9 protein-coding genes and 2 pseudogenes are annotated in these 11,099 nt (G+C 73.1%); 7 read left to right on the forward strand and 4 right to left on the reverse strand.

Annotation, left to right across the window (positions count from 1 at the left end):
- The first annotated feature begins 45 nt into the window (after nucleotides 1-45).
- On the forward strand, nucleotides 46-2,025 hold the full coding sequence (locus tag ABZW11_RS38580; protein ID WP_355428779.1) for a serine/threonine-protein kinase: 1,980 nt from the start codon (nucleotides 46-48) through the stop codon (nucleotides 2,023-2,025).
- Nucleotides 2,026-2,091: 66 nt separating this feature from the next.
- Nucleotides 2,092-2,544, forward strand: coding sequence for a MarR family transcriptional regulator (locus ABZW11_RS38585; RefSeq protein ID WP_355428782.1), 453 nt, complete (start codon nucleotides 2,092-2,094; stop codon nucleotides 2,542-2,544).
- A 91-nt stretch (nucleotides 2,545-2,635) separates the two neighbouring features.
- On the opposite strand, the pseudogene ABZW11_RS38590 reads toward ABZW11_RS38585, so the two are convergent.
- Nucleotides 2,636-2,785: pseudogene (locus ABZW11_RS38590) on the reverse strand (cytochrome P450); the annotation flags it as partial.
- Here ABZW11_RS38590 and ABZW11_RS38595 point away from each other — a divergent pair.
- The 3 genes and pseudogenes from ABZW11_RS38595 to ABZW11_RS38605 form a co-directional block, all read left to right on the forward strand.
- Nucleotides 2,768-3,174 (forward strand): annotated as a pseudogene (locus ABZW11_RS38595) (transposase); the annotation flags it as partial. The pseudogenes ABZW11_RS38590 and ABZW11_RS38595 sit on opposite strands and share 18 nt — an antisense overlap.
- Nucleotides 3,175-3,290: 116 nt before the next feature.
- Nucleotides 3,291-5,648 carry an FHA domain-containing protein gene (locus ABZW11_RS38600; protein WP_355428784.1) on the forward strand — a complete coding sequence of 786 codons (2,358 nt, stop codon included), beginning with the start codon at nucleotides 3,291-3,293 and terminating at the stop codon, nucleotides 5,646-5,648.
- Nucleotides 5,649-5,822: 174 nt separating this feature from the next.
- Nucleotides 5,823-6,716 carry a sulfotransferase gene (locus ABZW11_RS38605; protein WP_355428787.1) on the forward strand — a complete coding sequence of 298 codons (894 nt, stop codon included), beginning with the start codon at nucleotides 5,823-5,825 and terminating at the stop codon, nucleotides 6,714-6,716.
- Here the strand turns inward: ABZW11_RS38605 and ABZW11_RS38610 are convergent.
- From ABZW11_RS38610 to ABZW11_RS38620, 3 genes are read right to left on the reverse strand one after another with little or no spacing between them, the layout of a single operon-like run.
- A complete protein-coding gene (locus ABZW11_RS38610) occupies nucleotides 6,713-7,324 on the reverse strand; it encodes a methyltransferase domain-containing protein (RefSeq protein ID WP_355428790.1) in 612 nt (203 codons plus the stop codon). The genes ABZW11_RS38605 and ABZW11_RS38610 overlap by 4 nt on opposite strands.
- On the reverse strand, nucleotides 7,321-7,977 hold the full coding sequence (locus tag ABZW11_RS38615) for a TIGR04282 family arsenosugar biosynthesis glycosyltransferase (protein WP_355428792.1): 657 nt from the start codon (nucleotides 7,975-7,977) through the stop codon (nucleotides 7,321-7,323). The genes ABZW11_RS38610 and ABZW11_RS38615 overlap by 4 nt, the downstream gene beginning before the upstream one ends.
- Nucleotides 7,974-9,281, reverse strand: a complete 1,308-nt coding sequence (locus ABZW11_RS38620; RefSeq protein ID WP_355428795.1) for a hypothetical protein — start codon at nucleotides 9,279-9,281, stop codon at nucleotides 7,974-7,976. The genes ABZW11_RS38615 and ABZW11_RS38620 overlap by 4 nt, the downstream gene beginning before the upstream one ends.
- A 129-nt stretch (nucleotides 9,282-9,410) precedes the next feature.
- On the opposite strand from ABZW11_RS38620, the gene ABZW11_RS38625 reads away from it, so the two are divergent.
- On the forward strand, nucleotides 9,411-10,391 hold the full coding sequence (locus ABZW11_RS38625; protein ID WP_355428798.1) for an NAD-dependent epimerase/dehydratase family protein: 981 nt from the start codon (nucleotides 9,411-9,413) through the stop codon (nucleotides 10,389-10,391).
- A complete protein-coding gene (locus ABZW11_RS38630) occupies nucleotides 10,388-11,050 on the forward strand; it encodes a glycosyltransferase family 2 protein (RefSeq protein ID WP_355428801.1) in 663 nt (220 codons plus the stop codon). Before ABZW11_RS38625 ends, ABZW11_RS38630 begins: the two co-directional genes overlap by 4 nt.
- Nucleotides 11,051-11,099 lie beyond the last annotated feature (49 nt).

The following is an 11,099-nucleotide window of genomic DNA, read 5'->3' on the forward strand; positions in this document are numbered from 1 at the left end:
ATAGTAAGGTTCCAGGAGATCCGGAACGTGGTATCACAATGACGCATGGCCGACTTCACGCCACTCCTGCCCGGTGACCCTCAGCAGCTGGGCGGTTTCGAGCTGCTCGGCAGGCTGGGCGAGGGCGGGCAGGGCGTCGTCTTCCTCGCCAGGACCCCCATGGACGTGCGGGTGGCGGTCAAGTGGCTGCGCCCCTCCGACGACGGCGACGCCGTCGAGCGGTTCCTGCGGGAGGCGGAGGTCGCCCGGCGGGTGGCGGCGTTCTGCACGGCGGCGGTGCTCAGCACGGGCACCGAGCAGGGCCGCCCCTACATCGTCAGCGAATACGTCGAGGGCCGCTCGCTCGACCGGCAGGTACGCGAGGACGGGCCCCTTTCGGGCGGCGACCTCGAACGGCTGGCCATCGGCACCGCCACCGCGCTGGCCGCGATCCACGAGGCCGGGGTGGTGCACCGCGATTTCAAGCCGGGCAACGTCATCATGGGCGCCAGCGGGCCGCGGGTGATCGACTTCGGCATAGCCCGCACGCTCGACCCGGCCACGATGACGAGCAGCACGCAGATCGGGACGCCCGCGTACATGGCTCCCGAGCAGATCATGGGTCACGCGGTGGGCCCGGCGGCCGACCTGTTCTCCTGGGCCGGGACGATGGTGTTCGCCTCCTGCGGGCGGGCGCCGTTCGGCAGCGACGGCACGCACGCGGTGATGAGCCGGGTGCTGAACGAGGAGCCCGAGCTGGGGCTGCTCGACGGGCAGCCGGCCGACCTCGTACGCCGCTGCCTGAGCAAGGACCCGGCGCAGAGGCCCGCCGCGATGGAGGTGATCACCCACCTGCTGCGCGCCCCGCAGCCGGGCGCGAACCCGCTCGCCGAGGGCACGAGGCAGGCGGAGCCGCTGCCCGCCGCACCTTCAGCCGCGCCTTCAGCCGCACCTCCGGCCGCTCCTTCGGCCGGCCCGCCCACCGGTCCGTCCGGGCGCGGGCGGCGCGGGTGGCTGCTCGCCGCGGGCGCGGTGGTCGCGGCGGCCGCCGTGACCGCCGCGATCACGCTGCCCGGCATGCTCGGCGAGGACGCCACCCCGCGCGCCTCCGCCGCACCGGCCACGACCACGCCCGCCTCCAACTCCGCCACACCGACCACGACCAAGCTGCCCGGCGACGACATCACCCTGTACGAGAGCCCGTCCGACCCGATCACGCTCACCGCGTACGAGGTGGACGACGACGACTACGCCAGAAGGTCGCTGGACGGCGAGTTCGAGAAGTTCCCCGAGAACGTCGACTCGAAGGTCTCCCCCGACGGCCGCTACCTGGCCGGCAGGCCCGAGGACTACACCTCTGACGGCTACGACTCGATCCTCATCACCGACCGGCGCGACGGCTCCAGCTTCCGGGTGAAGACCGTGCGCAAGCCGCTGGACGCCGGCATCCGCACCTGGTCGAAGGACGGCTCGAAGATCCTGCTCAACGTCAACAAGCCGGTCGAGGACGGCGACGGCGAGGAGACCTGGCTCACCACGGGCTTCGCCATCGTCGACGTGGCCGCCGCCAAGGCCGACGTGGTGCAGGTGCCCGACGAGGACATCCGCGACAGCGACTTCGGCTGGGACGCCGACGAGCGGGGCGTGGTCATCGTCTACGGAGACGACGAGGGGCTGCGCTTCTACGAGCCCTCGGGCAAGCGCACCCGCGACCTGCCGGGCGTCGGACGGCTGGCGTCCGGCACGATGGACATCTTCTCGCCGTCCGGCCGCATGTTCACCACCAAGTGCCCCAAGGGCGCCGACGGCGAGACCTGCCTGTGGGACTCCGCCACCGGCGAGCAGGTGCGCCGCTTCTCCTCCGACTGCGACAAGATCCTCGGCTGGTACGACGAGTCGCACCTGTACTGCTGGGAGCACGACAACACCAGCAGGGACGAGGTCCGCGTGGTGGCCTTCGACGGCAGACTGGTCGGGCGGCTGCTGGACACGCCCGCCAAGTCCGACGTGGAGCCGTACTTCACCATCGACCCACCCACCTCCTGACTTTTCCAGACACAGGACCACCCCCACCCCGCGGGAGCATACATAAGAAGGTGATATAAATGCCTTATGCAAGCTGATCCCCCTTCTCCTCAGGTGGACGAGCTGGAGCTCGCGGCCGGTCTGGCCAGGATCAGGACGATGATGCGGATGTTCGACGTCCCCCGTGACCTGTCCATCACCGCGCTGTCCACGCTGGCGAACCTCGAACGCCTCGGCCCGCGCCGCCTCACCGAGCTGGCCGTGATCGAGGGCGTCACGCAGCCCGCGATGACCCAGCTCGTCTCGAAGCTCGAACGCGAGGCCCTGGCCGAGCGCCGGCCCGACCCCGAGGACGGCCGCGTCGTGCTGGTCTGCCTGACGCGGCACGGCCGCGACGAGCTGGCCAGGCGGCGCACCGCCCAGGCCAAGCGGCTGGCCGAGCTGGTCGCCGAGCTGCCCGAGGCCGACAGGGCCGCCATCGCCGCCGCGCTGCCCGCGCTCGACCGGCTGACCTCCCGGGCGCTCGGAGGCGGCGCATGAGCGGCGGCACCACCGGCAGTCCCTTCAAGCAGCCGAAGGCCGTTGCGCGAACGACCCGCCGGGAGCGGCTCCCGGCGGGTCGTTCATGTGCTCACCAGCGGACGGGGACCTCCTGGAGACCGCCGACGAGCAGGCCCTCCATGCGCTTGAGGTCCGTGGGCGGCACGGCCGGCTCCAGCGTGGGCAGCCTGCGCAGCAGGGTCTCCAGCGCGACCTGCAGCTCGGTGCGGGCCAGCTCCTGATCACCGCCGGAGAAAACCACGACCGCATCCACAGCGAGGCCGCCTTCGCCATGCGCTGCGGTGTCGCCCGATTCCGCCTCCTCCGGCAAGACCACCCGCCACCGCCTCAACCGCGGCGGCGACCGCCAAGCCAACGCCGCCCTCTACCGCGTCGTCCTATGCCGCCTGCGCAGGGACCCCGTACCTGCGCCTACATGCAACGACACACTTAGGACGGAATGTCCGAGAAAGAAATCATCCGCTGCCTCAAGCGCTACATCGCCCGCGAACTCCACCGGCTCATCACAGCAAACGATCAAGAACGCTCCGCTTGACATCCATAAGAGCATCCCGGGCCGTCCCGGGCTGGGCGGTCTCCGCCAGGCAGGCACAGTACGAGCATTTTTGAAACGTCCACTCCGACGCCCTCTCTCCCGGGACGGTGGCCTACGATCATGGGTTTCCGGGGTGCCGCGGCGGGGCCCTCACCCGTCTCCGCGTCCCGAGTGAGGGGAAGGCGGTTTCGTGACGCAGCTCGTCATCGACGGCCCTGCCGGGTCGATGATCCTCGATCCGGGGCGGTCGTACCGGTTGGGCCGCGACCCGGGATCGGACATCGTGGTCGACGCCGACCGGGTCTCGCGTCACCACGCCGTGCTCTGGTTCGAGGCCGGTCAGTGGCTGCTGCAGGACGCGGGCAGCCGCAACGGCACGTACGCCAGCGGCCGCCGCGTCCAGCGGGTCGTCGTGCAGGCGGGCGCCAGCGTCGGTCTCGGCCAGGCCAGCGGCGCCGGGATCGTCCGCTTCCGCGCCGCCGCCCTCGTCCCCTCCCCGCGTACGCCGGTCCTCTCGGAAGCCGCGGGGACGGTCCCCTCGGAAGCGGCGGGGACGGTGCCGTTCCCGCGCGCCGGCCAGTGGCGTGAGCCGGTCTCCGTCACCGACCTCGCCGGCGCGCAGGTCGCCCGCATCGGGCGGGCGCCCGACAACGACATCGTGGTCTCCGACCTGCGGGTGTCCAGACGGCACGCCGAGCTGCGGGTCACCGGCGGCGTGCACGAGATCGTGGACCTGGGCAGCCGGGGCGGCACGTACGTCAACGGCCGCCCGGTGCACCGGGCCCGCATCTCGCCCGACGACTTCGTCGGCATCGGGCCCTCGACGTTCCGGCTGGCGGGCGACACGCTCACCGAGTACGCCGACACCGGCGAGGTGTGCCTGCAGGCCCACGGACTGACCGTCACCGTGGACGGCGGCAAGGTGCTGCTCGACCACGTGACGTTCCCGGTGGGCGAGAAGTGCCTGCTGGCGATCGTCGGCCCGAGCGGGTCGGGCAAGTCCACGCTGCTGCGCGCGCTCACCGGCCTGCGACCGGCCGATGAGGGCGTGGTCACCTACGACGGGCGCGACCTCTACCGCGACTACGCCGAGCTGCGCTCCCGCATCGGGCTGGTGCCGCAGGACGACATCCTGCACAGCGTGCTGACCGTGCGCCGCGCCCTGCTCTACGCCGCCGAGCTGCGCTTCCCCGACGACACCAGCGGGCAGGAGCGGGAGCGGCGGGTGGACGAGGTGCTGGCGCAGCTCGGGCTCGGCCATCGTGCGGAGACCCGCATCTCGGCGCTTTCTGGCGGTCAGCGCAAGCGGGTCAGCGTCGCCCTGGAGCTGCTGACCAAGCCGTCGCTGCTGTTCCTCGACGAGCCGACGTCGGGGCTTGATCCCGGGCTGGACAAGTCGGTCATGCACCTGCTGCGGGAGCTGGCCGACGACGGGCGTACGGTCGCGGTGGTCACGCACAGCGTCGCCAACCTCGACGTCTGCGACCGGCTGCTCGTGATGGCGCCCGGCGGGAAGATCGCCTACTTCGGCCCGCCCGGGCAGGCGCTGCCGTTCCTCGGCTTCGACGACTGGGCGGACGTCTTCCTCGCCTTCGACGACCCGAGCCGCGACTGGGCCGGCGAGTACGCGCGCTCGCCGCTGCACCGCGAGTACATCACCGCCGACCTCATCGTGCCGGCGTCCGCGTCCTCCCCCGTGCGGCGGGCCGCGCCGCCGAAGCAGCAGAGCTGGCCGGAGCAGCTCGGCACGCTCGTACGCCGCTACTGCCGGGGCATCGTCGCCGACCGGCTGTTCCTCGGCATCACGCTCGTCCTGCCGGTCCTGATGGGGCTGCTGGCCAGAGTCGTGCCGACCGGCGACCTGACCGGGCCGCCCGGCACCAACGCGAGCGCCGCCAACCTGCTGCTGATCCTGTGCGTGGGCGGCTGCCTGACCGGGGCCGCCAACGCGGTGCGCGAGCTGGTCAAGGAACGCCCCATCTATCAGCGCGAACGCGCGGTCGGGCTGTCCAGGTCGGCCTACCTGTGCTCGAAGTTACTCGTGCTCGGCCTGGTCACCGTCGTGCAGGGCGTCGTGCTGACGCTGGTGGCGATGGTGAACGTCGAGACGCGCGACGAGGGCGTGTTCACCGCGCCGATGGCGGAGCTGGCGGCGGCCGTCGCGCTGCTGTCGTTCACCGCGATGGTCGTGGGGCTGCTCATCTCCGCGCTGGCGCGGACCAGCGAGACCACGATGCCGCTGCTCGTGCTGGTCACGCTGGTGCAGCTGGTGTTCTGCGGGGCGCTGGTGCACCTGGACGGCGAGGCGGTCATGGAGCAGGTCGCCTGGCTCGTCCCGGCCCGGTGGGCGCTGGCGGCGCTGGCGGCCACGCTCGACGTCGGCCGGCTCATGCCGCCCGGCGACGACGCGCCCGACCCGCTGTGGAGCCAGGACGCGGGCACGTGGCTGCTCGACATGGGGGTGCTGGCGGGGCTCGCGGTGGTGTGCTCGTTCGCGGTGGCCCGGCTCCTGCGCCGCCACGAGCCGGCCGTGATGCGCGCCCGCTGAGCCCACGGCGGCGGGCGGGCATCAGGGCTTCTACCGGGGGTTTTCTTCGCAGGAAATTCTCAGTTTTGCCTTATATGGTGACAAGCCCCCGAGGAGTCACCATGCCGCCGTGACCCCTGTCAGACGCCTGCGCGGGCCCAGGGGCACGGGGTGAAAGGATCAGGAAAGCGCGCAATGGGAGTCGTACACAAAGGGTTCAAACGGCGAGCACGACTTCTCCGCGAGGCGCTGCGCCCACCACGGCAGCTTCCGAGCTCGGAGCCGGCCAACTCCGGGCTCGCCGAAGGGCTCAAGGCACGCCGCCCCCCGAAGCGCACGCAGGTCGTCGACTACAACGTCCCGACCGTGCCGCGGCTGGTCCGCTCCCCCGTCTTCGTCATCGCCCCCGTACGCTCCGGCTCGACCCTGCTGCGCATGCTGCTGAACAGCCACTCCCGCATCCGCGCCCCGCACGAGCTGCACCTGCGCACCGTCGGCGTGGAGCTGACGCCCGGCTTCTCCGAGGCGTCGATGGAGGAGCTGGAGCTGGACCAGGTGGAGCTGGAGCACGTCCTGTGGGACCGCATCCTGCACCTGGAGCTGCTGCGCAGCGGCAAGGACATCATGGTCGACAAGACGCCGGGCAACGTCTTCATCTGGGAGCGGCTGCGTTACGTCTGGCCTGAGGCGAAGTTCCTGTTCATGCTGCGCCACCCGGAGGGCGTGATCTCCTCGCTGCAGAAGCGCAAGGACAACACCGCCACCAGGGAGTCGCTGGAGGCCACCGCGCTGAAGTACTTCAAGCCCCTGGAGAAGGCGCGCAGCACGGTCGGCGGATTGAGCGTGCGCTACGAGGAGCTCACCGCGCAGCCGGAGCAGGTGACCAAGGAGATCTGCGCCTACCTGGGCGTGGCGTGGGAGCCCGGCATGCTCGACTACGGCCGCCACTACCAGGGGCAGTTCGCGCCGAACCTGGGAGACCGCAGTGACACCATCAAGTCGGGCCGCATCCAGGCCGCCCGCAGGTTCGACGACGTCACGCTGCCGTCCAAGCTCGAAAGGTACGCCACCGCCTGGGGCTACCGCTAGGAGACGCGGGCCAGCCAGCGGCCGTGCGCCGTCCAGCACTCGGCGCCGGAGAAGCCGGCCGCCAGCGCGATGCGGCGCACGTCGTTGGCCGAGACCGTGGCCCAGCCGAACCACTCCCCCGCCAGCGCACCCCGCCGCAGCCGCAGCCGGTCCACCCTGCTGCGGGTGCCGGGCGGCGCGACCTCGGCCATGATCGTGCCGCCCGGCCGCAGTAGCTGCCTGAGCCGGTGCAGCAGCGCCTCGGGGTTGCCGCCGATGCCGATGTTGCCGTCGGCCAGCAGCGCCGTAGCCCACCGCCCGCCGCCGGGCACCTCGTCGAAGACGTCGCGCAGCAGCGCGAACCCGCCCGCCCGCCGGGTCAGCGCGACCGCGCGCGGCGTGATGTCGATGCCGAGCGTACGGATCCCGCGCCTGGTCAGCTCGGCCGTCAGCCGCCCCGGCCCCGACCCCACGTCGAGGGTGGGGCTGTCGCAGCGGCTCAGCAGTTCCTCGTCACCGTCGATGAGCCGGAACCAGCGGGCCGCCTCCAGCGGGACGAGCGTGCCGTCCACGTACTCGATCTCGGCCGTCTCGCCCGCGAGCGCGTCGGCGTACAGGTCCCCGATCATCGGCCCAGCTCCTTGACGGTGGCGGCGAAGCCGGAGCCTGGCGCGGCGGCGGCCACGGCGGCGGCGTCGGCGGCGGTGTCCACGTCGACCAGCTCGGGCAGGTGATGCACGCTCAGCTCGGCGCGGTCGAGCCGGTCGAGCTGGTGCTTGCCGGTCTCCGGGTGCGACATCGGCACGCCCAGCAGCAGCGACGGGTCGGGCCGGCGCAGGCCGAGCAGCCAGAAGCCGCCGTCGGCCGCGGGCCCGTACACCGCGTCGTGCTCCTCCAGCGCGTACGCCGCCTCACGCAGCAGCTCCGGCGTGACCTGCGGGGTGTCCATGCCGATCAGCACGACGGGTCCAGGGCGCAGCCGGTGGGCGTCGGTGAAGGCCGCTGCGAGCCGCTCGTCGAGCCCGGCGCCGCGCTGCGGGATCACCACGACGTCCGGCGGCAGCCAGCGGCCCGGCAGCCCGTCGAGCGCCAGGACCGGCCGGGCGGCCACCGCCGCCGCGGCGCGCAGGCTGTCGCGCAGCGCCGCCTCGGCCAGCGCCGCCGCCTCCTCCTGGCTGTACGGCGGCGTCAGCCGGGTCTTGACCTTCCCCGGCAGCGGCTCCTTGGCGATGATCACGATGTGCGGCTCGCGGGGGGTGTCGGAGTGGTTCAGGGTACTCATTCCTTCGCTGAGAGCCCGGCTGCGACGGGCCGCCCGGCGAGCAGGGCGACCATGACGGCCAGGGCGGACGCGGTGTAGAAGGCGGTGGCGAGGACGCCGGACCCGGCGGGGCCGTCGGCGTAGGCGATGGCGCCGGCCAGGGCCGTCCCCAGCCACTCCAGGCGGCCCGCCATCGCGGCCAGCGCGACGACGAGCAGGGCGTACCAGGAGTAGCCGGGGGTGAGCAGCAGCAGGAACGCGCCGCTGACCAGCAGCGCCCCGTCCCACGGCCGCTCGGGGTCCCCGTAGCGCAGGACGAGCAGGGCGACGGCGGCGAGCAGCACGATCGCCGCGTACGGCGCCCACGAGTCCGGCAGGAGCAGGCGCAGGACGGCGTAGCGGTTGCCGTCGCCGGCCGCGTCGTAGCGCTCCTCCTTGAGGTAGCCGGGCAGGTAGCCGATCAACGAGGGGCCGGAGGCCGGCACGTACGGCACGTACGACAGCACCACCACCAGCCCGGCGTGCCCCAGCGTGGTGAGCGCGCGCCGCCGGCTCAGGGAGCCCGTCAGAGAGCCCGCCAGGGCGCCCGGCAGTGCGGTGACGGGCAGCAGCTTGGCCGCGACGGCGGCGCCGAGCAGCGCGCCGCGCCCGCGTACGACGCTGAAGGCGAGCACCACCAGCAGCACGCCCAGCATGTCGACGTGCGCGTTGTTGACCGCCTCCACCGGCACGGCCGGGCACCACGCCCACGCCGCGGCCCGGCGCGGCCCCGCCACCCGGTGCAGCGCGAACAGCGCCCCCACGGCCAGCAGGAACCCCGCCACCTGCAGCGGCTGCTGCCCCGCGCCCTCCGGCGACAGCCAGTGGACGAGCAGGAAGTAGCCCTGCGCGAGCGGCGGGTAGATGGTCGGCACCGTGGGCCGGTTGATCCGCGTGCAGCCCCCGTCGGGCAGCGGATACAGCCCTTCGCAGTCCTGCGGGAACAACCAGGGGTCGCGCAGCCCGGCCAGCGCCGGGTCGGACGGCGGATAGGCGTACGGGGAGATGCCCGCGGCCTGCACCCGGCCGTCCCAGACGTAACGGAAGGAGTCGGTGCTGCTGCTCGGCGCAGCGGTGAGCCCGGTCGCGGCCAGCACGATCCCGCCGGCCAGGACCAGCGGGCCGAGCCGCCGCTCCGGCAGGCGCCGCGCCGCCCACAGCGCGGCTCCGAACAGCGCCCACGCGGCCAGGTACCAGCCCAGGCGGGGCGGCCCCGAGACCGTCACGACCAGGACGGCCGCCAGGGCGGCGAGCACCGCGCCGGCGGCGAGCATGCTTCGACTCACGCGCCGCAGCCTGGCACCCCGCGGCGGCGGCCGGGGCGTCACCGCGGCTGCCGTTCCGGGTCCGTAAGAACCCTTACGAACCCCTTACGCGCCGTCGCGCCGCGGTGGCGGACGGCTAGCGTCGGCGGCGTGAGAGTCATGATCACCGGCTCGGCCGGTTTCATCGGGCGGCACGTCGCCGGCGCCCTGGAGGACGCCGGGCACGACGTCGTCGGCCTGGACATCAGCGACGGCACGGACGTACGCGACCCGCGCGCACTCGACGAGCTGCTGCCGGGCGTCGAGGTCGTGGTGCACCAGGCGGCCAAGGTGGGGCTCGGCGTGGACGTCTCCGACCTGCCCGGCTACGCCTCGATCAACGTGTACGGCACGGCGGTGCTGCTCGCGGCCATGGCCAGGCACGACGTCAGGCGGCTGGTGCTGGCGTCCTCGATGGTGATCTACGGCGAGGGCCGCTACGCCTGCGCCGCCCACGGTGTCCTCAGACCGGGCCCGCGCACGGTCGAGGACCTGGAGCGGGGCCGCTTCGACCCGCCGTGCCCGGACTGCGGCGAGCCGCTGACCTGGGCGGAGGTCGGCGAGGACACCCCGGCCGATCCGCGCAACGCCTACGCCACCAGCAAGCTCGCCCAGGAGCACCTGGCCGCCAACTGGGCCAGGGAGACCGGCGGCAGCGCGGCGGCGCTCAGGTATCACAACGTCTACGGGCCGCACATGCCGCTCGACACCCCTTACGCGGGGGTGGCCGCGATCTTCCGCTCCGAGCTGCGGGCGGGGCGGGCGCCGCAGGTGTTCGAGGACGGGCGGCAACAGCGCGACTTCGTGCACGTACGCGACGTGGCCAGGGCGAACCTGGCCGCCGTCACCGCGCCCGTCCCTGATGGCACGCTGCGCGCCTGGAACATCGCCTCCGGCAGCCCGCACACCGTGGGCGAGATGGCCGCCGCGCTCGCCGCCGAGCGGGGCGGGCCCGGCCCGCAGGTCAACGGCCGCTACCGGCTGGGCGACGTGCGCCACATCGTCGCCTCGCCCGCGCGGGCCGCGGCCGAGCTGGGGTTCCGCGCCGAGATCGGGTTCGACGCCGGGATGAAGGAGTTCGCCCAGTCTTGACTGTCGATGTGATCCTGCCCTGCCTCAACGAGGAGGCCGCGCTCGCCTGGGTGCTCGAACGCATGCCGGGCGGCTTCCGTCCGATCGTGGTGGACAACGGCTCGACCGACCGTTCGCCGCAGATCGCCGCCGAGCTGGGGGCCGAGGTGGTGCGCGAGCCCGTACGCGGCTTCGGCTCGGCCTGTCACGCCGGGCTGCTGGCCGCGTCCAGCGAGGTGGTGTGCTTCATGGACGCCGACGCCTCGCTCGACCCGGGCCAGCTGTCCCGGGTCACCGCGCCGGTCGCGGGCGGCTCGTCCGATCTCGTGCTCGGGCGGCGGGTGCCCAGCGAGGCCGGCGCCTGGCCCGCGCACGCCCGGCTGGCCAACGCGGTCCTGGCGGGCAGCCTGCGCCGGCACACCGGGGCGCCCCTGCACGACCTCGGCCCGATGCGGGCGGCCAGGCGCGCGGCGCTGCTCGCACTCGGCCTGACCGACCGCCGGTTCGGCTACCCGCTGGAGATGGTGCTGCGCGCGGCGGCGGCCGGGTGGCGGATCGGCGAGGTGGAGGTGGACTACCTGCCGCGCAAGGGCCGCTCCAAGGTGACCGGCACGCTGCGCGGCACGCTGACCGCCGTCTCCGACATGCGCCGCGTGATGGCCGAGGTCCGCGCCGGCTGACCCGTGCCCCACGCCGGCCGGTCACCTCCGCGGCGCGCGCCGGCTCAGG

Origin of the sequence: Nonomuraea sp. NPDC004580 (genome assembly GCF_040609855.1) — a bacterium.
In the GTDB taxonomy this organism is placed as follows: domain Bacteria; phylum Actinomycetota; class Actinomycetes; order Streptosporangiales; family Streptosporangiaceae; genus Nonomuraea; species Nonomuraea salmonea.

Coding starts and splice junctions, on each gene's coding strand:
- ABZW11_RS38580 (WP_355428779.1), top strand. CDS start 46: ATGGCCGACTTCACGCCACTCCTGCCCGGTGACCCTCAGCAGCTGGGC.
- ABZW11_RS38605 (WP_355428787.1), top strand. CDS start 5,823: ATGGGAGTCGTACACAAAGGGTTCAAACGGCGAGCACGACTTCTCCGC.
- ABZW11_RS38610 (WP_355428790.1), bottom strand. CDS start 7,324: ATGATCGGGGACCTGTACGCCGACGCGCTCGCGGGCGAGACGGCCGAG.
- ABZW11_RS38585 (WP_355428782.1), top strand. CDS start 2,092: ATGCAAGCTGATCCCCCTTCTCCTCAGGTGGACGAGCTGGAGCTCGCG.
- ABZW11_RS38615 (WP_355428792.1), bottom strand. CDS start 7,977: ATGAGTACCCTGAACCACTCCGACACCCCCCGCGAGCCGCACATCGTG.